This window comes from Pseudoalteromonas sp. GB43 (genome assembly GCF_054923805.1).
The window spans coordinates 731,467-757,392 of the sequence record NZ_JBPCHJ010000002.1 but is presented as its reverse complement, the minus strand read 5'-3'; the positions used below and the strand labels follow the sequence as shown (position 1 = coordinate 757,392).

The following is a 25,926-nucleotide window of genomic DNA, read 5'->3' as shown; positions in this document are numbered from 1 at the left end:
TAAGGTTACATCAATGAAATTAAAATTAAGTCTTTTAGCATTATTATGCTCAGCAGGCTCAGTAATGGCTGAATCAGCACCAAAAAACATCATTTATATGATTGGTGATGGTATGATCCGGCGTACACAACTGCATATCGTTACTTTAAAGATGATCCAAATACTAAAGTTGTTGACCCAACTGTTTTCGATACTATTTTGCGTGGTATGGCACATACCTACCCTGACGATCATACCTATGTAACAGATAGCGCTGCAGGTGCAACAGCGCTAAGCAGTGGTCATAAAAGTTATAATGGCGCAATTGCCGTTGATACTGATAAAAAACCTGTAAAAACTATGCTAGAAGTTGCCAAAGAGCGCGGTATGACAACAGCACTCGTAGCTACTTCGCAAATCAACCACGCTACACCAGCAAGCTTTGCTTCACATAACGAATCACGCCGTAACTACGACGAGATTGCTAACGACTATATCGATAACAAAATCGCGGGTAAATTACCGGTTGATTTAATGTTAGGTGGCGGCACGAAATATTACGTTCGTGAAGACCGTAATCTAGTGGAAGAGTTCAAAGCAGCTGGCTATCAGTACAGCGATGACTTTACAGCTATGAATGACTTAAAACAGGTTCCTGCACTTGGTTTATTCGCTGAAGTAGGTTTACCGTTTGCCCTTGACGAAAATCCAACACGCCTTACGCAAATGACGACTAAAGCGCTTGATTTACTTGATGGTCAAAACGACAAAGGTTTCTTTGTAATGATCGAAGGTAGCCAAATTGACTGGTGTGGTCATGCAAACGACATTGCATGTGCAATGGGCGAAATGGACGACTTTGCTAAATCGATTGAACAAGCAAAAGCGTATGTAGATAAAAACCCAGATACCCTACTTGTTATCACTGCCGATCACTCAACAGGTGGCTTAACACTGGGCGCGCATGGTCAATATAAGTGGGAAACTGACGTTGTTAAAGGTGTTAAAGCAACTGCCGGCACTATCACAAAAGATCTACTTGAAAACGATGACTTAAAAGCAGTATGGCAAAAGTATTCTGATATCGAATTTACTGATGCAAACAGCATCAAGCTAAGCGAAGCTAAGAAAATGGGCGATAAAGCACTGCTACTTGCTGTAAAAGATATCATCAATCATGCCAGCTTCACGGGGTGGACTACTGGTGACCACACCGCTATTGATGTACAAGTATTTGCCTATGGTAAACGTGCAGAAGATTTCTACGGTTCGCAAAACAATACTGCGATTGCCGACAAGCTGATAGATTTTATTAAGCAGTAATTTTATTGCTTAGAAATACTGTTCAATCATAAAAAAGCCTAAACATATTGTTTAGGCTTTTTTGTGAATTCAGTTTTAGCTTTTATTAATCATACCAATTAGCTATGCATATACATCAACGCCAATAAGGCTTTGCACTTCGGCGCGGCGCTCTAAGTTAGCAAATTCCGTATAGGTTGAAATCGCGCGACTGGTTTTTGGGTTGCTTGGTTTGTCATAAATTGTTTGCTGATAGCTTTGCGACTCAGCTTTAAATTCATCGGCAATAGCAACAGCTTGAGGACTTGATTTAACATACTCTGTTGACGATTTTTGCTCAGCCGTTTGGTCTGATATCGCTTTAGGCTTATCAGTAATGGTATTTTTACGGCTATATTGACCGGGAATGTCACCGGTATAAAAGCCTGAGCCAATAGGTAAAGTCAAACTCGTAATTCCACATCAAACATGACTAAATTATGTGCCATAACTGACGGGCACGCAAGTCCCGTTATTCTTTCAGTTACTCTCGACCTGGTAGCTTTTTCCAAGTCACTGTATCACGAACATATTTAGGCTGCGCATTGGCTGCAGTCACTGTATCACCGTGAGCATAAGCAGTTGCAATCGAGGCCAGCATGTACTTTGCATCAGGCAGTAAAATGGCTTCATTTAAACTTACATTTGCAAGTTCTGTAACAAGTGCAGGATAGGTCTGCCAACCTGTTCCCACCGCTGTTGCAGCCATTTCAGGTAGCGTTAGCAACTCAGGTTTAATGACTTGCTCTTCATCAACAAGCAGCATTAAGCCATTATCATCAACTTTATAGTGAGCGTAATAAATCTCACCCATACGTGCATCAATAGCAGAAAACACATCGCTGGCTTGGTCTTGCTCAAATGCTTGTTGCGCCATCATCTGCAATGTTGATACGCCAACCAAAGGTAAACGTGCGGCATAAGCTAAACCTTGTGCAATCGCAACACTGATACGCACGCCCGTAAAGCTACCCGGTCCTTGACCAAAACCAATCACATCTAAGTCGGTTAGTTTACATTGCGCCTTTGCGAGTAACTCATCAATTAAAGGCAAAATCTTTTGGCTGTGCTGCTGTGGGCACTCTTCAAAATGATGAAATGTTTGCCCTTGATAATGTAGCACCAGCGATAAAGCTTCAGTTGATGCATCTAAGGCAAGAATATTGTGTTTAATCATCTAAGTTACTCTAATTGATCTGTTCTAAAAACGCGTTTGCCATTGCTAAATCGCGCGTGCGGCGCATAGGTGGCAAACTTTTTAAAAATACTTGGCCGTAATGGCGTGTTACTAGGCGGTTATCACAAATAACCAACACACCTTTATCTTTGCTATCGCGAATAAGTCGCCCTACCCCTTGCTTTAATGCAATGACCGCTTGGGGTAATTGAATATGCGCAAATGGGTCTTTGCCTTGTAACTGGCAATCTTGCATTTTTGCTTGCAATAATGGGTCATCTGGTGCGGCAAACGGCAATTTATCAATGATAACACAACTTAATGTACTGCCTCTAACATCTACGCCTTCCCAAAATGAAGCTGTGCCAAGTAAAACGGCATTACCATGACGGGTAAACTTCTCAAGGATAATGCGTTTAGACATTTGCCCTTGCATATAAACCGGATAATCCATCTGCGTGGTTAAACCTTCCGCTACTAAGTGCATCATACGATAGCTAGTAAACAGCACAAAGCAGCGACCTTTAGCTGATTTAATCAACTCAAGGGTCAGCTTGATAATTGCATGGGGCATATTATTCGCATGAGACTCAGGTAAGTAGCGCGGCAAACAAAGTAATGCTTGTTGTTGATAATCAAACGGACTTTCAACAATCATGCTTTGCGTTGGCTTTAAGCCAAGACTAGCGTTAAAGTGCGCTAAGTCGTTATCGACCGATAAAGTCGCCGATGTAAACACAAAACCTGCTCCTGTGTCTTTCATCATCTGTGCAAATTTAGCCGATACATTAAGCGGTGTAATGTTTACCGTTAGGTATCGGCGAGTGGTTTCGTACCAATAACTATAACCCGTTTGTGCGGTATCAAATACCCGTTCTAACTGACCTTTAAAGGCCAGTGTGCGCTCAAATGGGTGCTCTATTTTTTCACTACGGTCTAAGCATAACTTTAACACTTGATATAAAAAGTCAAGGTCGCTAATGACCCGGTGCAGTGCTGCACAAATCTCTTTATCAGCCAGTTTTTCACGCCAATCACCACGGCTACCATCAACCCCAAACTGCAAGCGTAAATCTGCCACGCTAGTTTCTAACTTGTTGAGGGTTTTGCCTAATTGCAGCATATCAGGGATATCGGCACGGTAAATTGCTCGTAAGTCATTAATTAAATCCACCAGCTTTTTGGTGCTAACACTTTCACCAAAATAGTCACTGGCAATTTCACTGAGCTGATGCGCCTCATCAAAAATATAGGCGTCTGCCGTAGGCATTAATTCAGCAAAGCCTGTGTCTTTTACAGCCATATCTGCAAAGAATAAATGATGGTTGATCACCACCACGTCAGCTTCCATGGCATTTAAGCGGGCTTTACGAATATAGCAATCTTGAAAATCGGGGCACTCTTTACCCAAACAGTTATCAGCCGTTGAGCTAACATAAGGCAGTACCTTGGCGTCTTCTTCTATGCCTATACAATCTGCTAAATCGCCCGAACGGGTTTCACTTGCAAACTTTGCCACCATCGCAAGTTGATGCATTACATCTGGATCATCAGTTGGCACATGCGCAACGTGCTGACTTAAACGATAGGTACACAAATAATTCGCGCGGCCTTTTAAAAGGGCGACTTTTTTAGTGGCGCTCAGTGCTTTGACTAAATTGGGTAAATCACGGTGAAACAACTGCTCTTGTAGTGCTTTTGAACCCGTTGAGATAATGGTTTTGCCTTTTGATTTTAACGCAGGCGCTAAATAAGCATAGGTTTTACCCGTGCCTGTGCCCGCCTCAACCACTAATTGGTGACGTTTTTTTAAGGCATCGTCAACTGCAACAGCCATGTCAATTTGTGGCTGCCGAGGAGTATATCCATCAAGAGAAAGTGCAAGGGGATAGTGGCACTGAAAAGTTGTTTGATAAACTTCGCCAATAGATTAAAAGTGATGGGCAGATTTTACGTAACTGACTTGCCAAGGGCAAGACTAAATGAGGAAGCGTTGCTTCCTCATGGTTAAAAGTATGATTGCGTTTAAATCATTGTCCTTGAATCGTTAATGTCACGCCCGATGCAGCTCGGTAACCCTGTAAATCTATGTACCAAGTTCCACTTTGTGGGTTATCAAATTGACAACTTTCTTCGTTACCATTTTTGTAGGGCCGACATAGATAATTTGAACTTGTTGACGCTGAGCCATAGTTAACATACAAATCTGCATCGCCACTACCGCCAGATATAGTCACCGTTAAATTACTAAGGCCTGCCGGTATTTGTTGAGTAAAGCGCTGCCAACTACCGGTAGCGACACTCATGTTTGTCTCAGTTCGGTCAACGTTTTCGCCGCCACCTGAGGTGCTATAACTTCCCGTGAGTGACACATTCGAAATCTCATTCCACGCTTCAACCATGACATGATACGTGCCAGTTTGAACTGACGACATCACACAACTTTCATTACTTGTAGAGGTTGTGCTTTTACAATCAAAGTCTTGTAATGTTGGTTTACTGCCAAATTTAACGTATAAATCGGCATCGCCCGAGCCGCCCTCGGTTACAAACTCAAGGTTACTGCTCATTGCGGGTACATCAAGTGTAAAGAATAACTGATCTTTTGCTGCGCCCGACAAACCTGTTTTAGCTACGCCATTTTCAAGCTGGTTAGTCGGCTCAGTTACTACATCACCGGCATTTTTTGCCATTTCAGCAACATAACTCACAGCTAGTTTTGCAAACTTACTCGCGTGAGCCGCATCAAATTGGGCATCATTTGATGTGTGGATCAAAGGGTTAATGTCACTCATCGTTGATTCAAATGGCATTGAGGCGGCAAACCCTTGTTGATACCAAGAGGCATGATCTGAGCAGCCATAACCACATTGATCAAAGCCATAGCTCACTGCGGGCTGGTAAGCATCGAGCAACTGCGATAAATACTGATTTTGCGATGAGTTTGTGTAATCTGTCATCATCACAATATCTGTGCTACTGCCGTTATTGCCAGTCATATCAAACTGTACCATGCCTACAACATTCTTACCCTGTGTTTTATAACTTTGAGCAATATCTTTTGAGCCCCTTAGACCTACTTCTTCAGCAGCAAACCCCATAATTTGTATGGTCCGCTGAGGTTGGTAGTTATTTTCCACTATTGCTTTTAAGGTTTGTGTGAGCACTGCAATACCCGAGGCATTATCATCTGCACCAGGAGCTCGGTCATTACTTGGATTAGACTGATTGATTGAGTCTAAATGGCCACCAATAACGACAATTTCATCTGCTTTTTCTGCACCAGGAATGGTCACAATAACTGATGATTGCGAAAAACTATGGTTAAAATACTCAACACTGATATCACTGCGGCTACTAGCTATTTGCTGCCAATGGCTCTTTAACCAATCAGCAGCATCAACACCACTTTGCACGGCATAATATCGGTTATGAAAGTTCATCATGCTATTAACCGTATCGCTCAGTTCACTACTATCAATCGATGATATTAGCGCGTTAACTGTCGCGGCATTATCAATACTGTAGTTTACTAGGCTCGCATTCATCGCAGTCTGCGAAACCGCATTTAATTGCTGAGTATAGAGCTCTGCATCTTCTAATGAGTCATGGGCTACAAAACCACCGCAGCGATGATAGTTATCGTGCATAAACTCACTTAAACCAGCGATATCCTGCTTGTTAACGCGCATAAAATTAACTTGATTCAAAGCTGATTTTTGCATCGCAAAATTGCTGTTTAGTTTACGTTTACTCACGGTATCTTGTTGAAAGTGCTCTGCAGCAAGGGCATCAATAGTGACCCAAATTGTTTCGTCTTGCGCTGCATAACTTAGTTGGCTCAGTGACAGTGTGGCAAAGCCTACTAAGCACTGTGTTAGGCGGGTTGTCATAATCAATCCTTTTATGATGTGTATTTTAATGAAAATAAAAAAGGGAGCCGAAGCTCCCTAAAAGGGTGGCTAGTTAGCCGAAATGGTGAGAGTTACACCACTTGCAGCGCTGTAGCCGCGAAGGTCGATATACCAAGTACCCGCTTGAGGGTTTGTAAATGTACAAGTTTCGCTATTGCCGTTTTTATAAGGACGGCAGTCATAGCTCGATGTTGTCGATTGAGAACCAAAGTTCACATACAAGTCAGCATCACCAGAGCCACCAGAAATAGTCACATCAAGTGATGAATAACCAGCATCTAGGTCTTGCGTGAAACGAGTCCAGCTATTTGTGCCAACACTTAAGTTAGACTCAGTACGGTTTATTGGTGTTACACCACCACCGCTGCCCGAATCAAAGCTACCAGTAAGTGATACACCTGAAATTTGATTCCACGCTTCTACCATTACGTAGTAAGTACCCGCTTGCACATTACTGATAGCGCAGCTTTCTGTGCTAGTAGATGAAGTACTTTTACAATCAAAGTTGCTCAGTGTTGGTTTTGCGCCGTACATAACGTAAAGGTCTGCATCACCACTTCCACCAGTTGTATTGAATTGTAAATTCGTTGCACCTGCTGGTACTTCAAGAGTAAAGAACATTTGATCTTTCGCTGCACCACTGATCCCTGTGCGAGCAACGCCATTAGTTAGCTCTTCATCACCGCCCGGAGGTGGCTCAGTTGTGCCACAGCTACTACCCGCACTTAAGCTTGAAGTCACACCAACCGCCGCAAGTGCCGCTTGAACATCTGCTGGGTCATAGCTTAAATCACACGCCGCATCCATCACGCCATTACCTGCTAAATCCCAGTTTGTGCTGGCTGTCCAGTAAAGTTGGTTAGCACGCGCCATCACAACAAATGCCTTTTGCGTATCCCAACCTGGTGTGGTTGCAAGGTTATAAAATGCCTTGTTGAATACACCTGAGCTGTAATGAACATCCATACCAGAGTAGTAATTGTTTTGATGGTCAATCGAGCTGCCATCTTGGGTGGGGTTATTCATGTAACGTAATGCACCGTTACCTTTAAAGATTTCCTGACCCACTAACCAGTCATTTGAGCCTTTCATGTAAAACTCAGCTGCTTCACCTGCCATATCAGAGAAAGCTTCGTTCAAACCACCTGATTTACCAGAATAAATAAGCCCTGAATTTTGTTCGGTAAAACCATGGCTCACTTCATGGGCCGATACATCAAGGCTAACCAGTGGATAAAACGTATTTTGACCATCACCAAATGTCATGGCACTGCCATCCCAAAATGCATTTTCGTAGTTATTACCATAATGAACACGCATTTTTAGCTGGAAGGTTAAAGGCGCGGTACCTAACCAGTCGCTATACATATTGAAAATAACGTTACCAAAATAATGTGCATCATTTAATGGCGAGTATGCTCCGTTTATTTCTTTAAAGGTATTTTCTGGGCATGTAAACGAATACGCTGACGAACCACTTGTACCACCATTTAAATTAATGGTTCTTACGTTAGCGTTATTCATCGTACAAGTACTGCCTGACTGAGTAACATCTAGGCTATCAAAATCAGTACCGTAAATGTATTTGCCGGTTTTTAAGTTACCGCCTGATCGTTGCACTAGCATGTTGTAAGTTATCGAAGCTAAATAAAACTTCACCGCTGTTTGCATCAATAATTTGATACGGACGAGATGGGTTATCGCCATACGTCACATAAGATACTTCATACACTAGGTGTGCAACGCTGTCTTCATCTAGCCAAATAGCTAAGCGGGATTGTTCATTATGCTTTTTTAACCCAACTGATTTAATTGCAGCGGGTGAGTTAGCAAGGCCCTTCGCCATTGCTTTTTTCTTGTTAAGTGCCGGAGACACTGAATCGATGTCGGCGGCAATGTCATACACTGCTGCACCATGTGCGCGTTTTAATTGGCCATTACCATCAAATGTAAGGCTAACCGTATCGCCGATGACAGGTAGACCTTGATACATCTGCTGATAACGGCGCGTGGTGTTGCCGTTACTGGTTTTGATTTCTTTTAATACAACTAAATCATTCCCTGCACCTAAACCAACTAACTGATTTGGATTTGCACTCAATACAGATGATGCATTGGTTTGCAAAGCTTGGTTAATCCCTGTTTGTTCGTTTAGGTATTTCTTGTTCGCAGCTACTGCACTTGTTGCTTGAGTCAAAGCAAAAGCAGCAAGAGTTGCTAGTGTGATTTTAGATAAATTCACGTTTACGCTCCGTTAGATTGTTATGTATTTAATATTTTCCTAGTAACCGGACTGCACTGTTCCCGATTAGTGACCAGCCTAGATTGATTGGAACGAAATTGAAAATGAAACAAAAAATTTACAAACAAAGTATTAACTCTAAACTAAAACCCTATAATTAACAGCAGGATAAGAAAATTAAAGTTTATTAATTGTTAACAAATAAAGTTAAAGTGTAAAATTATTGATACAAAATAATAACATTTGGTATACATTTGTACCTTTTATTTGCATTTAATATTGCTCATTTCATTATTTGTGGTTCAAAGCTGAAGGCTTAAATATCCACAAAAAGCCTGGGTACATAATTTGCAGCAATACCAAGTACCTAGAATTTAAGGACTAAGCATGAATACTGAGTTGATACAAAATGAATGGCTAAATGAGCCTTGGCTGGTTGTCATTGGAGGCACTGCACTAGCCGCTATCGCTTTGTTCTTATTGAGGTTTGTAATTATCTATTGTTTAAAAAAATGGACTCAACGCACTGACTTTGTGTTCGACTCTTTATTGGTTGACTCACTCTCTACACCATTGACCTTGTGCACAATGATGGTGCTTGTGATCATTTTTGGTCAGTTATTGAACACCACCGGCTTTATGGCTGAGCACCCCTTACCTATTGCGGTCACCGCTAAAGCCATTTGTATTTTTGCCTTAGTGTTATTTTTAGATCATTTCTTATTTGGTACCGTTGATTATTACAGTGCCCGCTCGGTGGTGGTTTCGAATAGTCATAGCATCATTAAAGGCTTGATCCGCTGTGCAATTGTGTGTGTTGGCTTATTGGTGTTATTAGGCACTTTAGGCATATCAATCACCCCAATTATTGCCTCATTAGGCATTACCTCTCTTGCCGTCGCTTTGGCTTTGCAACCGACACTCGAAAATTTTTTTTCTGGCGTGCAGTTGGTGATTGATAAACCAATTCGGGTCGGCGACTTTATAGAGCTTGAAAGTGGCGACCAAGGGTTTGTTGAGAAAATTGGTTGGCGCTCAACCTGGGTGAAAATGTTGCCGAACAACATGATAGTCATCCCCAATAGTCAGCTGTCTAAATCACGCATCATTAACTATTTTTACCCCGAAAAAGAGCTCAGCGTCCCCGTTGAGGTGGGTGTTCATTATGGCTCCGACCTTGAAAAAGTTGAGCAAGTAACTTTGGATGTAGCAAGACAAATCTTAAAAAGCCATGAATGGGGCATCGATGATTACGAGACCTTTGTGGTCTTTCATACTTTTGACCAATCAAGCATCAATTTTACGGTGATGTTAAGAGCAAAAGAGTACTTTAACCGCTTTTGGGTAAAATCTGCGTTTATCAAAGCATTACATCAACGTTACGCAAAAGAAGGAATTGTGATCCCTTACCCAATCAGAGCTATAAATACCAGCCAAGAATCGGCTCACTTTAAACAGGCTGATTGACCTAACTGAAGTTATCATAATTGCACATTCATCAGGTTTTTTTTGTCTCTTTTGAGACATTATTAACAGCGATTATACATATGCAATCAGCACCTTGAATTTTTACTCTAAAATGTCATAAAAATCGCATAAACACTGTGACATACCTATTTTAGAGGCGTACTATATGCGGCCAGAAAGTGACTGCTTTCTGCGTCTTGTTATACAAATATTTAAGGTCAAACAATGAATGCTTGGTACCTCATTTGTTTTCTTTCAGCATTAGCTATTTTTATTGCTTTTGCTAACCAATTCATCCTCAAAATGCAAACTACAATTGCTATAACAACAGGTTCTGTTGTTATTTCTCTACTTCTTATACTTGCCGTTAAAATGCTTGGTGATACCACCGCCCTCGAAATGACTCAAGTTGTCTCCAGTATCAACTTTAATCAGTTGCTATTAAAAGGGATGCTCGGCTTTTTGCTGTTCGCGGGTGCGCTAGAAATCAACTTAGCAGCCCTTCGTAAGCAACGGTGGGAAATTACCGCATTAGTATTATTTTCAACCATTACCTCAACGGTTATCGTTGGTTACTTAAGCTATTATTTGTTTGCTTTTGTTGGCTGGCCAGTACCGTTTATTTACTGTTTATTGTTTGGTGCTTTGATCAGCCCAACCGACCCGATTGCAGTGTTAGCCATTATTAAACAAATGCGAGCCCCAGAAGGTATTTCTGTGCAAGTTGAAGGTGAGTCTTTGTTTAATGATGGTATTGGTTTAGTGATTTTCACAACGATATTTTCAGTGGCCTTTTATGGCACCGAAGCTACCTTTACTGATGTTGCAGAATTGTTTTTAGTTGATGCAATTGGCGGTATCGTGTTTGGTCTGGTGATTGCGTTAGTCGGGCATTTTTTAATTATTAATAGCCGCGATGTGAACATTCGTTTGCTACTAACCCTGACCATTCCAACAGCCGGCTTTGCAGCAGCAAATATTTGGGAAATCTCAGGTGCCCTTGCTATGGTCACCAGTGGTATCTTACTTGGCAATATTACTCGTTCAAAAGCAACAGAGCGTACCGGACCTGAAGATACTCGCTACGTGAAAGACTTTTGGCATGCCACAGATAGCTTTTTAAATGCCTTGCTGTTTTTGATCATCGGAATGCTAATTGTCACTATGCCCATTACTCTTGAAGAAATTGGCTTAGGTTTACTCATGGTGCCTGTGGTGTTGCTGGCTCGTTTTTTAAGTGTAGGCACGCCATTTGTATTCTTTAAAAAGTACCGCCAGTACGATAAGCACTCAGTGAAAATACTCACTTGGGGTGGCTTACGGGGTGGTTTAGCGCTGGCAATGGCAGCTGCCATCCCACGCGATCAAGTAATGATCGCAGGCTCTGATTTACATGACTTGATTGTTATTGTCACTTATGTGGTGGTGATCTTTTCGATTATCGTACAAGGTTTGACAATATCGCCGTTGATCCAAAGCAGTATTCAATCAGCAGAAGCGAAAAATTAAGCACTGATTTTTACTTTAAAGGCTCGATTATCGAGCCTTTTTTTGTGCTTTATCGGAATACATTCGTGCGTCTGCAACAGCAAGTAATTTAGTCAGCGAGCAAGGCTGCTGATCTGAAAAATCGGCAATGCCATAGGAAAAGCTAAGTTCAGCCTGGTTATTAAAACTATTATGTAAGTGACTGAATGACAAAAATAAACGCTGCATAATAGCCTCGCAATCACTGGTATTTAAATCTGTAAACAAAATTACAAACTCATCACCGCTCAACCGCGCACATAAATCCGCTTTGCGACAGCAGCTTTCCAGCAACCTTGCAAAATCTTTTAGCAACCGGTCTCCTGCAGCATGACCGAACTGGTCGTTAATTGCTTTAAAGTTATCTAAATCTATAAATACCAATTTTGCTTTTAAATGCTGGCGAATGCATAAATCAAGGTAATGTTCAGCTGTGCTAATAAAACCCCGACGATTGGGTAATAAGGTAAGCTCATCTGTGGTTGCTAATTGCATAACCGCAAACTCACGCTCGACAATTGCTGCAAAGTCTTTTAAAACTTTAGTATCTTTATTGTTAAAACTGCGAGGTTGGTGATCAATAAGGCACAAAGTGCCAATTCTATTTCCTGATTTAAGTGTGATTGGGCAACCTGCATAAAAACGAATATTTGGGTCACCCATTACCAGCGGGTTATCTGCAAAACGTTTATCGTTTAAGGCATTTTCAACCACTAGGGGGTCTTTATATAAAATTGCATGGGCGCAAAAAGAAATGTCTCTTGCAGTCTCCGTCACATCTAACCCCACACATGACTTAAACCACTGTCTATGCTCGTCAATTAAGCTAATGACACAAATTGGCACAGAGAAAAACTGTTGGGCAAGGCGAGTGATTCGGTCAAAGGCGGGGTCGCTCTGAGAGTCTAATACATCCAAAGAGCGAAGCTCTTCAAGCCTTGCTTGCTCATTTAACGGCACTGCTGGTCGTTCCATTAGATTGCCTTTTGATCAAAATCACATGTATTTCTTAACCCTAGCAGAAAAAAATGGTCTATTGCATACAAACAATTTCTTAAATTTCTGCTATGCCCATGTATCTAGGTGTTTATTACCCTCTTCATCTTCTTCTATGGCATTTTTACCGCTTTTATCATCTTTTTTAGCAGCTTTTTTTCGTCGCTCTATTTCTCGTTTTTGGCGTTTTTCAAGTTCAATTCGCTGCACGTTCGCATCTTTTACGCCCGCAATGTGAAATGCGCCTTTACTTTCTAACTGTAGCCGTGTAATTCGACCTAAAAAGGGGATCATGATATCCATTTGTACCTCCTATCTATCCATTTATTATCGGCGGTTATAGCATATACTTTAATTTCGCAAAAAAATGCTTGCCAAATATTAGCAAAGCATGTTTATCTATATACGTAACTTATTTAAACAGATTTACGCACTGGTTTATACAAACGAGTGCAATACAGGAAAAATTATGCGCTTCAATCTGACAACTATCCATCATCACCATCATTCACCGGAATAGCCTGTCAGGTTTTTCGCTGAGAGGTTATTCCTAAAAGGAACCTCTGGCGAGCAATCAACCAAATTATTTATTTTCGCCCTGAGGTTCCCTCGGGGTTTTTAGTTTTTGAATTAAAGGAAAATGAATAATGAGCAATACCAACCGTTTACGAATCGCCATCCAAAAAGGCGGCCGCTTATCAAAAGACTGCCAAGAGTTGCTAAAGCAACTTGGTGTGAAATTAAATCTTCGTGAACAACGTTTAATCGCACACTCTACCAATATGCCAATTGATGTACTTCGTGTACGCGATGACGATATTCCGGGCCTAGTAATGGACGGTGTGTGTGATCTGGGTATCGTAGGTGAAAACGTACTTGTTGAAGTACAAGCCGAACGCGAACGCCAAGGTGTGGAATTCGAAGTAAACAAACTTTCTAAGCTTGATTTTGGTTACTGTCGCCTTGCACTTGCATGGCCGCAAGAACTTGGTCCACAAGATAAAAGCTGGTTCGAAGGTAAACGCATTGCCACTACCTACCCAGAAATCTTAAGCCAATACCTAAAACGCGAAGGTATTAACGCAAGCACAGTTATGTTAACGGGCTCTGTTGAAGTTGCGCCGCGTGCTGGTTTAGCTGATGCAATTTGTGACTTAGTATCTACAGGTGCAACGTTAGAAGCAAACGGCTTAATGCAAGGCGATACCATCTTAGAATCAAACGCATGTTTAATTCAAAACAAGAATCTAACTGATCAAAGCAAACTTGATTTAATCAATACGCTAATGCCGCGTTTACGTGGTGTACGCCAAGCAAAAGAAAGTAAATACATCATGCTACACGCACCAAAAGCAAAGCTTGATGAAGTATGTGACTTACTACCTGGCACAGGTCAACCAACTTTATTATCGCTTGCTGGTAGCGACGATTATGTTGCGCTACATATGGTTAGCAGCGAAACCCTTTTCTGGGAAACAATGGAACAGTTAAAAGCACTAGGTGCTAACTCAATTCTTGTTATGCCAATTGAAAAAATGATGGAGTAATTATCCATGTTTTGTTGGAATGAGGAAAATCAACAAGCACAGCAGGCGGTACTTACCCGCCCTGCTGTTACTGCAAGTAAAGAGGTTGAAGCAATTTGCATCGACATCTTAAATGCAGTTAAAGCACAAGGTGACGCAGCGTTATTAAAGATGGCAAAAGAGTTTGATAAGCGCGAAACACCTCGCTTATTAGTGCCAGTTGAAGAAATAAACCAAGCTGAGCAGTTATTATCAAACGAGTTAAAAGCCGCTATCGAAACGGCCTACGCCAATGTAAAACGCTTTCACCAAGCACAATTACCTAAAGATATTAAGTTAACAACGCAACCTGGCGTATTGTGTGAACTTAAATATCAAGCCATTGAAGCGGTAGGTATTTACGTGCCAGGTGGCAGTGCGCCACTGCCATCGTCAGTAATTATGCAAGGGGTGCTTGCACAGTTGAGTGGTGCACAAACCGTTGTGCTTACTACACCTGTGAAAGCCGATGAAACTATCAACCCTGCCATTTTATATGCGGCAAAACTATGTGGTATTAAAACCATTGTAGAAAGTGGCGGCGCCGGAGCGATTGCAGCGATGGCTTACGGTACAGAATCAGTGCCTAAAGTGAACAAGATTTTTGGCCCGGGAAATAGCTTTGTCACCATGGCAAAACAACTTGTTGCGCAAACTATTCCGGGTATGGCGATTGATATGCCAGCGATACCTTCTGAAGTGCTAGTGATTGCTGATGAGCGTGCAAACCCAGACTTTATTGCGGCAGATTTATTATCGCAAGCGGAGCACGGTGCAGATTCACAGGTTATTTTACTGTGTAACAGCGAACGCATTATTGAAAAAACACAGCAAGCATTAACAGAGCAACTAGCAAAATTAAGTCGTAAAGACACTGCCGAGCAAGCCCTTGCTAACTCAAGCTTGATATTAGTCGACTCGGTTGATCAAGCCTTTGCAGTGTCTGCGCAATATGGTCCTGAGCACCTTATTCTACAGCTTGCTGATGCGCAGCCTTATTTAAGCTTAGTGAAAAATGCCGGCTCAGTATTTGTGGGTGATTACACTCCGGAGTCTGCCGGTGACTATGCATCGGGTACGAACCACGTACTACCAACGTATGGTTACAGCGCGACCTATTCGAGCTTAAACTTACTGGACTTCTTTAGAACTTACACAGTGCAAACCATCAGTAAAAATGGCTTACGTGAATTATCTAAAGCAATTTTACCTTTAGCTGCAGCAGAGGGGCTTGATGCTCACGCTAATGCTGTTTCAATTCGTCTTGAGGCTATGAATAATGAGCGATAATTCAAAAATAACAACGCTGTTGCCAGACAACATTGCAGCGCTAACAGCCTATAGTTCGGCGAAAAGTGAAAAGCTGACAGGCACAACGTGGTTAAATGCCAATGAAAGCCCGTATTCACGTACGCCAAATATCAATTTAACGGATTTAAATCGCTACCCTGATCCGCAGCCTCAGCAAGTGATCAATCGTTACGCTTGCTATGCTAATTTGGAGCCAGAGCAAGTATTGATGACTCGTGGAGCTGACGAAGGTATTGAGCTATTAGTACGTACTTTTTGTAGCCCTGCTAAAGATAGCATTGCACTCTTTTTACCAACTTACGGCATGTACAAAGTCACTGCTGATACCCACAACATCTCGATTAACGGTTTAACTCAAGAGCTGTTATTAAAAGGCACAGTTGATGAGATTGTCACTGCGGTTGCTGATTCAAAGCTGGTGTTTATTTGTAATCCAAATAACCCTACCGGCAGCATGACAAGCCTAGACAAAATCAGAAAAATCACCCAACAACTTGCGGGTAAAGCGATTGTCGTGGTGGATGAAGCTTATATAGAATTTTGCCCAGAACAAACAGCGGCAAGCCTGATCAACGAGTTTAGTAACCTTGTGGTACTAAGGACTCTATCAAAAGCATTTGCACTTGCAGGTTTAAGAACGGGCTTCACGCTAGCCAACAGCGAGCTACTTGCACCTATTCGTAAAGTGATTGCGCCTTACCCTGTATCAACGGTGGTTGCGAGCATTGCCGCAGATGCATTAAGTAGCGACAACATCGCTTCAATGCGCCGTCAGGTGACAATTCTAAATAGCTTAAAAAGCAAACTAAAAAGCTGGCTTGAGCAATCACCTGCCGTTATCAAAGTACTGAGCGGTGAAGGTAACTTTGTCACTTTAAAATTAAAAGACAAACAATCATTTAATATCGCACTTGAGCAAGGACTCGTAATGCGTGCCTTCACTTTATATGGCGAAGATGATTGGTTACGAATTTCTATCGGTAACGAGCAAGAACTAGAACAAGTAAAAGTTTGGTTAGATGGCTTATCACTGACCAGTAAAACAGTAGAACAGGAATTATCATGAGCAACCCGTATTTATTTATTGACCGCGATGGCACGATTATCGAAGAGCCTATCACCGACAAACAGGTTGATAGCCTCGAAAAATTAGTGTTTTTGCCAAATGTGATCCCTGCTCTATTACAACTTCAAGCGGCAGGTTACCGCCTTGTTATGGTTTCAAACCAAGATGGTTTAGGCACTGATAGCTTCCCGACCGCTGATTTTGATATTGCTCAAGACAAGATGATGGATATCTTAAACAGCCAAGGGATTAAATTTTATGACGTTCTGATCTGCCCGCACTTTGATGAGCAAAATTGTGACTGCCGTAAACCAAAAACTGGTTTACTTACTGAGCTTATGCGCTCGGGTAAAGTCGATTTAGCACGCTCATTTGTGATTGGTGACCGCCAAACTGATATTGGACTTGCCAATAACTTATGCTGCGAAGGCATTTTGTATGACGGCAGCTGGGATGCCATTGTCACTAAGCTGACAACCGCAAACCGTGAAGGTCGTGTCACTCGTAATACCAAAGAAACGCAAATTGATGTGCAAGTTAATTTAGACCAAACAAAAAATGGCGAAATTAGCACTGGCCTTGGCTTTTTCGATCACATGCTTGACCAAATTCGTACTCACGCCAATATCGGACTTAATATTCAAGCCACTGGCGACTTACACATTGATGAGCACCACCTAGTTGAAGATATCGGCATTGCACTTGGCCTTGCCCTTAAACAAGCGCTAGGTACAAAAACGCAAATTGGTCGCTATGGTTTTGCACTCCCTATGGATGAATGCAAAGCAGAAGCGCAAATTGACTTATCGGGCCGTGCCTCGTTTGTATTAAATGCTGATTTTAGCCGTGAAAAAGTCGGCGACTTAGACGTACAAATGGTTGAGCACTTCTTTAAAAGCTTAAGTGATAATGCCGCCATGAGCCTTATTTTGTCGGTTAGCGATGGTAACTGCCATCACCAAGTTGAAGGTCTATTTAAAGCGTTTGCAAGAGCACTTCGCGCTGCGATTGCAAAAGATGCCACACAACAAACTGCCAGCTCTAAGGGGTGTTTATGATTGCCATAATTAATACCGGTTGTGCCAACATTAACTCAGTTCGTTTTGCCTTTGAGCGCTTAGGGAAGACGCCAGAGGTGATCACCTCACCTGAGCAACTAAAAGGCTTTGAACGTGCGATTTTACCCGGCGTAGGTCATGCTTCTGTTGCCATGAAGCGTTTAAAAGACGGTGGTTGGCAGCAAGCAATTGATGAATATCAGCGCCCGCTAATGGGCATTTGTTTAGGCATGCAATTACTTTGCGACAGCACAGAAGAAGGCAATGTTGATTGCCTTGGCAAAATTCCGGGTGTTGTTAAGCACTTAGATGTGGGCACATTAACCTCACCACACATGGGGTGGAATGACCTAAGCGTGTTAAAAGAGCATGCCCTTACCAAAGGGTTATCGGCACAAGATCAAGTGTACTTTGTGCATAGCTTTGCTCACACAGTGAACGATGCCACCCTAGTTAGCGGTGAATACGGGCAAGCTTTTTCAGCAATTGTTGCTAAAGATAACTACGCAGGCATGCAGTTCCACCCAGAGCGAAGCGCCAAAGTAGGCACGCGACTTTTACAAAACTTTTTAGATTGGCAGCTGTAAGCGCAGCAAACAAATAAGAGAAATAAACGTGATTATTCCAGCACTCGATGTATTACAAAACCAAATTGTGCGCTTATACCAAGGTAAGTATGATACAGCACAATTTTACCCTTACGAACTTGGCGCACGCTTACAAGAGTACGCAAACAGCGGCGCAGGCAAACTGCACCTTGTTGATTTAGAAGGCGCGCGCGATCCAAATAAAAAACAGTGGCAGCATATTCAAGCTGCGACTAAAGCGCTTAATGTGCCTTATCAAGTGGGCGGTGGTATTCGCTCAGAGCAAGATGTTGCTGACTGGCTTGAAGCCGGTGCTAATCAAGTCGTGATCGGCTCAATGGCCGTTGAAAAGCGCGAACAAGTAAAGGCGTGGATTGAAAAATTTGGCAGCTCTCACTTTGTTATCGCACTAGATGTAAATAAAACTGACAATGGCTGGGCACCCGCAACACATGGTTGGTTAAGTGAATCTGAGTTTGGTTTGTTCGAACTTGTTGATTTTTACGTGGCACTGGGTGTAGTTGATTTTCTGTGTACTGACATCAGTAAAGACGGCACCATGACCGGTCCTTCGTTTGCACTTTATGAAGATTTAACCAACCACAACAGCGAGATTAAAGTTCAAGCATCAGGCGGTGTAAGCTCACTTGATGATATTGCAAAGCTGAAAAAACTGGGCGTTGGCGGTGTTATCTTAGGTAAATCATTGCTCGATGGTGCCTTTAATGTTGAGGAGGCGTTAGCATGTTATCAAAACGCATAATCCCTTGTTTAGATGTAAAAGACGGCCAAGTTGTTAAAGGCGTTAAATTTAAAGGCCATGAAGTAGTTGGTGATATCTTAACGCTTGCTAAAGCTTACAGCGATGCCGGTGCAGATGAGCTGGTGTTTTATGAAATCAGTGCCAGCGTCGAAAAACGCCTACTTGATGTTAATTGGGTAGAGAATATTGCACGCCACATTGATATTCCATTTTGTGTGGCAGGCGGCATTAAATCTGTTGCCGATGCAGCACGTGTTTTAGAACGTGGTGCAGATAAAATCAGTATTAATAGCCCTGCAATTGCTCGCCCAGAGCTTATCAAAGAGTTACACGATGAGTTTGGTAAACAATGCGTAGTTGTGGGTATTGATAGCTTTTATGATGAAAACACTGGCGAATATTTAGTCTACCAGCTGACTGGCGACCCAAATGCATCAAGCCGTACTCGCTACAAAACCGAAGAATGGGTTAAGCGCGTGCAAGACCTAGGTGCTGGTGAAATCGTGCTCAATTGTATGAACCAAGACGGCGTGCGTAAAGGCTACGACAATGTTCAGCTATCAAAAATGCGTGCACTGTGCGATATTCCTCTGATTGCATCGGGCGGCGCAGGTAAGATGCAAGACTTTGTTGATGTGTTTCAGCAAAGTCAAGTTGATGGCGCACTCGCTGCCAGCGTATTTCACAAAAACGTCATTGATATTGGCGAACTAAAACAATTTTTAACTGATAATAATGTAGCGGCAAGACTATGCAATTAACCAAAGACACTCTTTCTCAAGTCGATTTTGCCAAAAGCGAATTGATCCCAGCTATTGTGCAAGACGCACGCTCTGGGGTGATTTTAATGCAAGGCTTTATGAATCAAGATGCATTAGCTGCCACTTTCGACAAACAAAAAGTAACCTTTTACTCGCGTTCTAAAGAGCGTTTATGGACCAAAGGCGAAACATCAGAAAACTACCTTGAAGTCGTCTCTGTACACACCGACTGCGATTACGACTCACTATTAGTACTGGCAAACCCACTTGATAACATGCCACCTTGGTACACAAAGCTGCTTCGGCGATGATGCTAAACCTAGCTTATCGTTTTTAGCTGAGCTTGAACAAGTGATTGTCTCGCGTAAAGACGATGATCCAAGCAAAAGCTACACTGCGTCTTTGTTTGCAAAAGACTTAAGTCGTAGTTGCCAAAAAGTGGGTGAAGAAGGTGTTGAAGTTGCCCTTGCAGCCATGAAACATGATAACGATGAATTAACCAATGAATCGGCAGACTTACTGTATCATTTAACTGTGTTATTGCAGCGCCAAGGCCTATCGCTGACTGATGTGGTGAGCTGTTTACAAGGTCGCCATAAGTAAATTAAGTTCAGTTAGATGCACCTTTTTAGGTGCATCTTTTTTAGTGTTTCTTAAATCCACTCTTATCTACCCTGTGCTTTAAAACATCACGGGTAAAGTCATGTTCACTAAAGCCTTTAAGTCCTGCAAGGTCACCTCCTCACATATAGTGTGATTTTAGAATCCATTGCAACAACAGTAAAAACGTGAATTGATGGTCAACTTAAAATAAATGCAATAAATTCAACAATGTATATAATTTCATTATTTGATTAGTAAGTCTAATTATGGTCTAATTCAATTGAAAAGGACAAAGAAGAAGGATTCTTATCATGAATAAAATTTCATTATCAATTGCTACCCTTTTAGCGATTGCATCAACATCAGCATTTTCACAAACAATTACTTTTACTGGCTCTGCGCATTGTAGTGAAGATACTGTGAAAAAAACTTCAGCTTTAAACGAGCTAATTGCTACAAATGGCGATTTATCAGCACTAAAAGAAGCCTCTTTAGAAAATGTTGGCGCAACCGCTAACGGATACTTTATTTTCAACCCAACATTTTCAAGAACTTCACGTTACTTCAATTGTGCAATTCCATTGAACGATAACATTGGTCAATACCAACTAACAGTTCACGGTACTACTCAAGGTTTAAATAACTCTTTTGGTGGTTGCTCAATTTCACAGATTAAAAAAGTAAATGATGGCAACAGTGAAGTATGGCTTAAATATGGGACTGGACAGGGTTTTGATTGGATTAGCATATCTGATCTAAATAACTCATCTAAACAAAGTGTTAATTTCACAACAAGTTTAGATAATAATTATCAAGACAATTCTATTCTTTCATTGACATGTAGAACAACTTGGCAGCAAGGAACTGTTTCAGTTGGTCAAATAGAAATAAATTATTAAACTAAAAAATTTGTCCTTTTTAGTAGGGCTTGATGATTCAAGCTCTACTTAATCTTGTATATCAGAATGTTAATCTTATCAAATCTTCTATTTCGTACATAGAAAATACAGATACATTTATGAACCCCACGTTATCGCTGTACTTTGTAAGTGTTGGCCCTATCCTTAGGATCCATAAGTTCAGCCTATTATTTTTATAAAAAATTTTTAAAGCCTTTAAACCTTTTTTATCATCACCTGCGACTAAGCTAATAACACCACAGATATTAAAGGGAAGAACCATGTTAAGTACAGTAAAAACACTCTCACTCATTGCCGCAGGCTTATTATCAGCACAAACATTTGCTTGGGGTGATATGTCACTACAAGACACGAAAAACCTAACGCTAGATGCAGCCTCATTAAGCGCTTTAAAAGTAGAAGCAGGCTCTGGTTTTTTACACATTACCGGAAGTGACAGTGATGAAGTAACCGTTAAAGCCGAGATTTATCAAGAAAAGCCTCATGATGAATACTGCTTAAACCTTGAAGCCAAAGGCAATAACGCAGCACTTAGTGCAAACGTCAGTGCGATTACCACACCAATAAGCAAACTCGCATTGATTTAACTGTTGCGATCCCTCGTTCATTTAATGTAAATGTGCACGATGGGTCGGGTGAAATTATTATTAGCAAAGTCGCTGATACAGTGATTAACGATGGTTCAGGTTCAATTACCGCAAATGACATTACAGGCACATTAGAAATCAATGATGGTTCGGGTAGCATAGAGGCACGTAATATCAGCCGTGATATTAAAATTCATGACGGCTCAGGTAATATTGATGTTGCCAACGCACAAGGCAATATCGAAGTACACGATGGTTCTGGTGGTATCGATTTAAATGATATTTCTGGTGATGTTGTCGTTTCAGATGGCTCAGGCAGCATTCGCGTTGACACCGCAGCAAACTTTGAGTTACTAAGTGATGGCTCTGGTTCAGTAAAAGTGACCAACATTGCTGGTAAAACTAAAATGTAAGCCTGCGCTTTTACCATATACGCAACTAAAATGCCCTCCTTTACGAGGGCATTTTGCTTTGTAATCACCAATCTTTATTAGCATTTTTACAAGGGCTTAGGTATCCTTTAGGAAACGTTTAAGGAACTGCTATTTAAAAGGATAGCCTGATATGAAAAAGCCACTCGCCGCCTTACTAACTGGCCTTGTTTTAACCGGTTGTACAGGACTAACAACTGAACAACAAGCGGCCATTGATAACTTAACCCCTTGCGAGAAAATTAACGCCCTATTAGGTGCTTACGACAACCGCTTTGAAGGCTTAAAACGTAGCCGTGTAAATACAAAATACATGGAAACATGGACAGCAAAATACAACCTTATTGCCGATAACTGTCAAATCACGGCGCTTGATAAAGACAATGTTACCTACCGCTGTGTAGGCAACTACGAGCAACAACAACAAGCTGTTGCCGATCACACCCGTGCGGTTAATTTTACCCAAGCTTGTTTAGCAAGTAATAATTGGCATCAAACACAAAAAGAGTCAGCTGAATCGTTACGCACCACGTTTGTGCTTGACGAAAACAACCCTGTTATCTCAATTCATTCGGGTAAAACCCTATCACGCAAACAGCCTTGGTCTACTACCCTTGAAATTGGTAAGCCAATTGAAGGCAAGTAATACACTTAGGAAGGCTAATAGAGATTAGCCTTCACATCACTATGACACATTCAAAAATACCAACCAGCCAATACAAAACAGATTGCATCGGTCAATGTCATCGCCTAAATGGTTATTGCACTGGCTGTGGTCGCAGTAATGATGAGATTTTTGATTGGATCATTTTATCTGAGCAAGAAAAGCAAGCGATTTTAAACACTCCTCGCCCTGACATAAAAGCGAAATAGTTCTGACACCCAAGCGTCATTAAAGCTTGTTAGCCTGATTCAAACTGACCATCAGGTAACGATAATGACCGCTATTTTTGTAATCAACTTAGCAAGTTCTACTGAACGATTGAACCGTGTAAGCCATGAGCTAAATGCACAAAATTTGGCATTTGAACGCCTTGATGCAATTGATGGTAGAGAGCTGTATGATACAGAGATAGCCAAGCACTATAGTGCTGATTTAAACCTAAAAAAATACCATAAACCCTTGAGTAAAGGTGAAATTGGCTGCTACCTGAGTCACAGAAAAGCATGGCAAACCATTGTCGATAGGCAATTAGATTACGCGATTATTTTAGAAGATGACTTTGTTCTCGACCGCTCAATTCACAGTGCAATTGAAAACATAAATACATTAAAACAGCCTTGGCAGCTAATAAAGTTAGCGGCTTATAAAGACCGTAATCGCGACATTGCTTTTACAAAACCCCTTGCCGATGAGCAACATTTAGTTATTCATAAAAAGCTTATGTCTGGCTGCTGTGCAACGGCTGTTAGTTTGGCCGGAGCAAAAGCGCTATTAAAAACCACAGCCACATTTGGTCGCCCCGTTGACTGCGATTTACAACATGTGTGGGAAACCGGTGTTTATGGGTATTCTTTACTGCCCTATCCGGTATCACAACCCGATAATTCACAAAGCGATATTAGGGATAGATCAGTCAAAGTTAAAAAGTCGTTTTGGCGACGTAAAAAACAGCAGCTACAAAGTGCACTACTAAACGCAAAATACACTAAGCAGTTTGTAAAAGCGCAGCTAGTATCAAACAAACAGAAAGGAGCCGCAGCTCCTCTCTTACCAATCAAAAATCATTAACGATTTAATTTACTTGGCTGTTATTTAGCTTGATTTGGGTGGTCAACACCCATCCATGCTTTAAACAATGCCATTTGAGCTGGTGTTGCATCTTTTAATGCTTTGACCTTTTTCTCTTTATCAAAGTCTTCGCTCAGTGTTAGCGTTGTGCTTTGCAGTGCATCGCGTCTAATGAAGTCAACAGTCACTGTGTCGCCTGCTTTGAACGTTTCGAGGCTGGCTGTTAAATCTTTACCCACATGCTTTTTGTTAAACGCGACGATTTTATCATCCGTTGTTAAGCCCGCTTGCCATGCAGCGCCACCACGGCGAACATGAGTTAGGGTGAGTAACTCACCGCTGTTTTTAGCAAACGAATCAATACTCGGTACTGATTTTGCGCCTTCTGGGCGAATTAAACCTAAGCCTACTTTTGCAAGTAGCTCATCAAAGTCGATAGCAGCTGGCTCATCCACATTCGCTTGCCACCAAGCACTGTAATCACGACCTGTTAGCTCTTTTAAAATCGCTTTAACATCATCTGGCGTAAAACCATCTGGTAAACGGTGCTTGTTATAAAGCGCACGGTGTACATCGCGGTAACTAATTTTGCCATCGCTTTTTTCTAGCAAATCAATATCGAGTGCCATTGAAATCAACGCACCTTCTAAATAGATATTAGTGCTGTAGTTGCGAGCGTGGTCGCCGCCTTGATTAATCCACTTATCAAAACTGGTTTCAGTTGCGCTTTGTACTTCACGACCCGGTGTTTGTAGGTGGCGATTAACGGTTTTTGTTAACGTACCGAAGAACTCATCGGTTGTTTCAATACCAGCGCGCACCATTAAGTGATCTTCAAAGTAGCTGGTTGAGCCCTCTGCAATCCATAATGTTTTCGCGTAGTTAATATTGGTGTAGTCGTACGGTGCGATACCTTTAGGGCGGTATGCTTTTACGTTCCAAGTATGAATAAATTCGTGTGCTGCGGTGCTGATAAACGCAAGGTAATCTTTACGAGAACCAAAACGGTCACGTGGGCGCTGGATAATTGTTGAGTTTAAATGCTCTGTTGCACCGCCTGCTCCTGACGTAGCATGCACCATAAATACATAACGCTCATACGGGTAGCTATCCCAAATTACATTACCAGTTGTCACTAGCTTTTTAAGGTCAGTTAGCATTTGATCTACGTCGTAGTTGCCTTCACCCCAAATAACGAGCTCATATTCACGGCCATCAACGGTGAACTTGTGTAGCTCGTTGATACCCGTTTCGATTGGTGAATCAACTAAAATATCGTAATCAGCGGCCTTAAAGCTGTGTTTAGAACCCGCATTTTCCATACCCGATACTGAGCGCCATTCTTTTGGTACATTTAGCTCAACTTTAACTGGGTCTTGGCGGAATGATTCGCTGAACATGAAAAAGCCAGAAGCATCAATGAAGGCATGGCTATCATCAATATGACGAGCACGTTTACCTAGCTCGTTAGCGTAAACTTGGTAATCTACATTGACTTGAGTAGGTTCGTTTAGGTGAACACGCCAAGTGCTGTGGTCAATTTTTTCCCACTCTAACGCCTTACCATCATCATCTTTTGCTTCGAAAAAGCGCACGCCATTGGCAAGATTTAAAATTTCGTAGCGACCAGTACGCCAAGCAGGAAGTTTAATATCTAAATGTGCTTGTGCTGTTTGCGGAAACTCAACACTTACATTACCTAGGTGGTGTTCAGGCTGAGTAATAGACAGTGAGTAGTTTACATCTGCAAACGCACTGCTAGAACAGGCCGCCAAAATAGACATGGCCAAAAACTTTTTCATAACAACTCTTTTTATTACTATCAAAATTACCAAATAGACTAACAATTGCGATAAAAAATGTGAATTAAAAACCGATAAACAGCCATTGCAACAAGTT

21 protein-coding genes and 4 pseudogenes are annotated in these 25,926 nt (G+C 41.7%); 17 read left to right on the top strand and 8 right to left on the bottom strand.

Annotated features, from left to right (window positions below; all coding sequences use genetic code 11):
- Nucleotides 1-13: 13 nt before the first annotated feature.
- Nucleotides 14-1,302 (top strand): annotated as a pseudogene (locus ACRWSG_RS20830) (alkaline phosphatase).
- A 102-nt stretch (nucleotides 1,303-1,404) separates the two neighbouring features.
- Here the strand turns inward: ACRWSG_RS20830 and ACRWSG_RS20825 are convergent.
- The 5 genes and pseudogenes from ACRWSG_RS20825 to ACRWSG_RS20805 all read right to left on the bottom strand — a co-directional run bounded on the left by ACRWSG_RS20825 (nucleotide 1,405) and on the right by ACRWSG_RS20805 (nucleotide 8,653).
- Nucleotides 1,405-1,728 (bottom strand): hypothetical protein, encoded by a 324-nt coding sequence (locus ACRWSG_RS20825; protein ID WP_054552027.1) that lies wholly within the window; start codon nucleotides 1,726-1,728, stop codon nucleotides 1,405-1,407.
- A gap of 76 nt (nucleotides 1,729-1,804) precedes the next feature.
- The gene (gene tsaB, locus ACRWSG_RS20820; protein ID WP_462167436.1) at nucleotides 1,805-2,497 is read right to left on the bottom strand and encodes a tRNA (adenosine(37)-N6)-threonylcarbamoyltransferase complex dimerization subunit type 1 TsaB; all 693 of its coding nucleotides are present in this window, start codon (nucleotides 2,495-2,497) and stop codon (nucleotides 1,805-1,807) included.
- A 10-nt stretch (nucleotides 2,498-2,507) separates the two neighbouring features.
- Nucleotides 2,508-4,423: pseudogene (locus ACRWSG_RS20815) on the bottom strand (ATP-dependent DNA helicase).
- A gap of 104 nt (nucleotides 4,424-4,527) precedes the next feature.
- Nucleotides 4,528-6,390, bottom strand: a complete 1,863-nt coding sequence (locus ACRWSG_RS20810; protein ID WP_462167435.1) for a M28 family metallopeptidase — start codon at nucleotides 6,388-6,390, stop codon at nucleotides 4,528-4,530.
- A 69-nt stretch (nucleotides 6,391-6,459) separates the two neighbouring features.
- Nucleotides 6,460-8,653: pseudogene (locus ACRWSG_RS20805) on the bottom strand (M4 family metallopeptidase).
- Between the two features lie 387 nt (nucleotides 8,654-9,040).
- Between ACRWSG_RS20805 and ACRWSG_RS20800 the strand changes: the two are divergent.
- Together ACRWSG_RS20800 and ACRWSG_RS20795 are read left to right on the top strand one after the other, a co-directional pair.
- Nucleotides 9,041-10,120 carry a mechanosensitive ion channel family protein gene (locus ACRWSG_RS20800; protein ID WP_462167434.1) on the top strand — a complete coding sequence of 360 codons (1,080 nt, stop codon included), beginning with the start codon at nucleotides 9,041-9,043 and terminating at the stop codon, nucleotides 10,118-10,120.
- Nucleotides 10,121-10,345: 225 nt separating this feature from the next.
- Entirely contained in the window at nucleotides 10,346-11,629 is a 1,284-nt protein-coding gene (locus tag ACRWSG_RS20795; protein WP_054552023.1) for a cation:proton antiporter, read from the top strand.
- A 27-nt stretch (nucleotides 11,630-11,656) separates the two neighbouring features.
- Here ACRWSG_RS20795 and ACRWSG_RS20790 read toward each other — a convergent pair whose 3' ends face one another.
- Together ACRWSG_RS20790 and ACRWSG_RS20785 are read right to left on the bottom strand one after the other, a co-directional pair.
- Nucleotides 11,657-12,622 (bottom strand): sensor domain-containing diguanylate cyclase, encoded by a 966-nt coding sequence (locus ACRWSG_RS20790; protein ID WP_462167433.1) that lies wholly within the window; start codon nucleotides 12,620-12,622, stop codon nucleotides 11,657-11,659.
- Nucleotides 12,623-12,712: 90 nt separating this feature from the next.
- Nucleotides 12,713-12,946: a hypothetical protein gene (locus ACRWSG_RS20785; protein ID WP_054552021.1), complete on the bottom strand. Its 234-nt coding sequence runs from the start codon at nucleotides 12,944-12,946 to the stop codon at nucleotides 12,713-12,715.
- A gap of 344 nt (nucleotides 12,947-13,290) precedes the next feature.
- Between ACRWSG_RS20785 and hisG the strand changes: the two genes are divergently transcribed.
- From hisG to ACRWSG_RS20715, 14 genes and pseudogenes are all read left to right on the top strand, one after another.
- Nucleotides 13,291-14,190: an ATP phosphoribosyltransferase gene (hisG, locus tag ACRWSG_RS20780; RefSeq protein WP_054552020.1), complete on the top strand. Its 900-nt coding sequence runs from the start codon at nucleotides 13,291-13,293 to the stop codon at nucleotides 14,188-14,190.
- A 6-nt stretch (nucleotides 14,191-14,196) separates the two neighbouring features.
- Nucleotides 14,197-15,498 (top strand): histidinol dehydrogenase, encoded by a 1,302-nt coding sequence (gene hisD / locus ACRWSG_RS20775; protein ID WP_462167432.1) that lies wholly within the window; start codon nucleotides 14,197-14,199, stop codon nucleotides 15,496-15,498.
- Entirely contained in the window at nucleotides 15,488-16,585 is a 1,098-nt protein-coding gene (gene hisC / locus ACRWSG_RS20770; RefSeq protein WP_462167431.1) for a histidinol-phosphate transaminase, read from the top strand. The genes hisD and hisC overlap by 11 nt, the downstream gene beginning before the upstream one ends.
- Nucleotides 16,582-17,643 carry a bifunctional histidinol-phosphatase/imidazoleglycerol-phosphate dehydratase HisB gene (hisB, locus tag ACRWSG_RS20765; RefSeq protein WP_462167430.1) on the top strand — a complete coding sequence of 354 codons (1,062 nt, stop codon included), beginning with the start codon at nucleotides 16,582-16,584 and terminating at the stop codon, nucleotides 17,641-17,643. The genes hisC and hisB overlap by 4 nt, the downstream gene beginning before the upstream one ends.
- A complete protein-coding gene (gene hisH, locus ACRWSG_RS20760; protein WP_054552016.1) occupies nucleotides 17,640-18,230 on the top strand; it encodes an imidazole glycerol phosphate synthase subunit HisH in 591 nt (196 codons plus the stop codon). The genes hisB and hisH overlap by 4 nt, the downstream gene beginning before the upstream one ends.
- A 28-nt stretch (nucleotides 18,231-18,258) precedes the next feature.
- Nucleotides 18,259-18,993, top strand: coding sequence for a 1-(5-phosphoribosyl)-5-[(5-phosphoribosylamino)methylideneamino] imidazole-4-carboxamide isomerase (locus ACRWSG_RS20755; RefSeq protein WP_063707479.1), 735 nt, complete (start codon nucleotides 18,259-18,261; stop codon nucleotides 18,991-18,993).
- Nucleotides 18,975-19,754 carry an imidazole glycerol phosphate synthase subunit HisF gene (hisF, locus tag ACRWSG_RS20750; protein WP_294411924.1) on the top strand — a complete coding sequence of 260 codons (780 nt, stop codon included), beginning with the start codon at nucleotides 18,975-18,977 and terminating at the stop codon, nucleotides 19,752-19,754. The genes ACRWSG_RS20755 and hisF overlap by 19 nt, the downstream gene beginning before the upstream one ends.
- Nucleotides 19,745-20,357 (top strand): annotated as a pseudogene (gene hisIE / locus ACRWSG_RS20745) (bifunctional phosphoribosyl-AMP cyclohydrolase/phosphoribosyl-ATP diphosphatase HisIE). Before hisF ends, hisIE begins: the two are co-directional and overlap by 10 nt.
- Before the next feature lie 311 nt (nucleotides 20,358-20,668).
- Nucleotides 20,669-21,256, top strand: a complete 588-nt coding sequence (locus ACRWSG_RS20740) for a hypothetical protein (protein ID WP_462167429.1) — start codon at nucleotides 20,669-20,671, stop codon at nucleotides 21,254-21,256.
- Nucleotides 21,257-21,537: 281 nt separating this feature from the next.
- Nucleotides 21,538-21,864, top strand: coding sequence for a hypothetical protein (locus ACRWSG_RS20735; RefSeq protein WP_462167428.1), 327 nt, complete (start codon nucleotides 21,538-21,540; stop codon nucleotides 21,862-21,864).
- A 32-nt stretch (nucleotides 21,865-21,896) separates the two neighbouring features.
- Complete coding sequence (locus ACRWSG_RS20730; RefSeq protein ID WP_462167427.1) at nucleotides 21,897-22,277, top strand: DUF4097 family beta strand repeat-containing protein; 381 nt, start codon at nucleotides 21,897-21,899, stop codon at nucleotides 22,275-22,277.
- A 151-nt stretch (nucleotides 22,278-22,428) separates the two neighbouring features.
- Complete coding sequence (locus tag ACRWSG_RS20725) at nucleotides 22,429-22,941, top strand: hypothetical protein (protein WP_462167426.1); 513 nt, start codon at nucleotides 22,429-22,431, stop codon at nucleotides 22,939-22,941.
- Between the two features lie 41 nt (nucleotides 22,942-22,982).
- A complete protein-coding gene (locus tag ACRWSG_RS20720) occupies nucleotides 22,983-23,168 on the top strand; it encodes a DUF1289 domain-containing protein (protein WP_054552009.1) in 186 nt (61 codons plus the stop codon).
- Nucleotides 23,169-23,232: 64 nt separating this feature from the next.
- Entirely contained in the window at nucleotides 23,233-24,027 is a 795-nt protein-coding gene (locus ACRWSG_RS20715; RefSeq protein ID WP_462167425.1) for a glycosyltransferase family 25 protein, read from the top strand.
- A gap of 20 nt (nucleotides 24,028-24,047) precedes the next feature.
- Here the strand turns inward: ACRWSG_RS20715 and ACRWSG_RS20710 are convergent, their stop codons facing one another.
- Nucleotides 24,048-25,829: a M61 family metallopeptidase gene (locus ACRWSG_RS20710; RefSeq protein WP_194441023.1), complete on the bottom strand. Its 1,782-nt coding sequence runs from the start codon at nucleotides 25,827-25,829 to the stop codon at nucleotides 24,048-24,050.
- Nucleotides 25,830-25,926 lie beyond the last annotated feature (97 nt).

Coding starts and splice junctions, on each gene's coding strand:
- tsaB (WP_462167436.1), bottom strand. CDS start 2,497: ATGATTAAACACAATATTCTTGCCTTAGATGCATCAACTGAAGCTTTA.
- ACRWSG_RS20810 (WP_462167435.1), bottom strand. CDS start 6,390: ATGACAACCCGCCTAACACAGTGCTTAGTAGGCTTTGCCACACTGTCA.
- ACRWSG_RS20800 (WP_462167434.1), top strand. CDS start 9,041: ATGAATACTGAGTTGATACAAAATGAATGGCTAAATGAGCCTTGGCTG.
- ACRWSG_RS20795 (WP_054552023.1), top strand. CDS start 10,346: ATGAATGCTTGGTACCTCATTTGTTTTCTTTCAGCATTAGCTATTTTT.
- ACRWSG_RS20790 (WP_462167433.1), bottom strand. CDS start 12,622: ATGGAACGACCAGCAGTGCCGTTAAATGAGCAAGCAAGGCTTGAAGAG.
- ACRWSG_RS20785 (WP_054552021.1), bottom strand. CDS start 12,946: ATGGATATCATGATCCCCTTTTTAGGTCGAATTACACGGCTACAGTTA.
- hisG (WP_054552020.1), top strand. CDS start 13,291: ATGAGCAATACCAACCGTTTACGAATCGCCATCCAAAAAGGCGGCCGC.
- hisD (WP_462167432.1), top strand. CDS start 14,197: ATGTTTTGTTGGAATGAGGAAAATCAACAAGCACAGCAGGCGGTACTT.
- hisC (WP_462167431.1), top strand. CDS start 15,488: ATGAGCGATAATTCAAAAATAACAACGCTGTTGCCAGACAACATTGCA.
- hisB (WP_462167430.1), top strand. CDS start 16,582: ATGAGCAACCCGTATTTATTTATTGACCGCGATGGCACGATTATCGAA.
- hisH (WP_054552016.1), top strand. CDS start 17,640: ATGATTGCCATAATTAATACCGGTTGTGCCAACATTAACTCAGTTCGT.
- hisF (WP_294411924.1), top strand. CDS start 18,975: ATGTTATCAAAACGCATAATCCCTTGTTTAGATGTAAAAGACGGCCAA.
- ACRWSG_RS20740 (WP_462167429.1), top strand. CDS start 20,669: ATGAATAAAATTTCATTATCAATTGCTACCCTTTTAGCGATTGCATCA.
- ACRWSG_RS20735 (WP_462167428.1), top strand. CDS start 21,538: ATGTTAAGTACAGTAAAAACACTCTCACTCATTGCCGCAGGCTTATTA.
- ACRWSG_RS20725 (WP_462167426.1), top strand. CDS start 22,429: ATGAAAAAGCCACTCGCCGCCTTACTAACTGGCCTTGTTTTAACCGGT.
- ACRWSG_RS20720 (WP_054552009.1), top strand. CDS start 22,983: ATGACACATTCAAAAATACCAACCAGCCAATACAAAACAGATTGCATC.
- ACRWSG_RS20715 (WP_462167425.1), top strand. CDS start 23,233: ATGACCGCTATTTTTGTAATCAACTTAGCAAGTTCTACTGAACGATTG.
- ACRWSG_RS20710 (WP_194441023.1), bottom strand. CDS start 25,829: ATGAAAAAGTTTTTGGCCATGTCTATTTTGGCGGCCTGTTCTAGCAGT.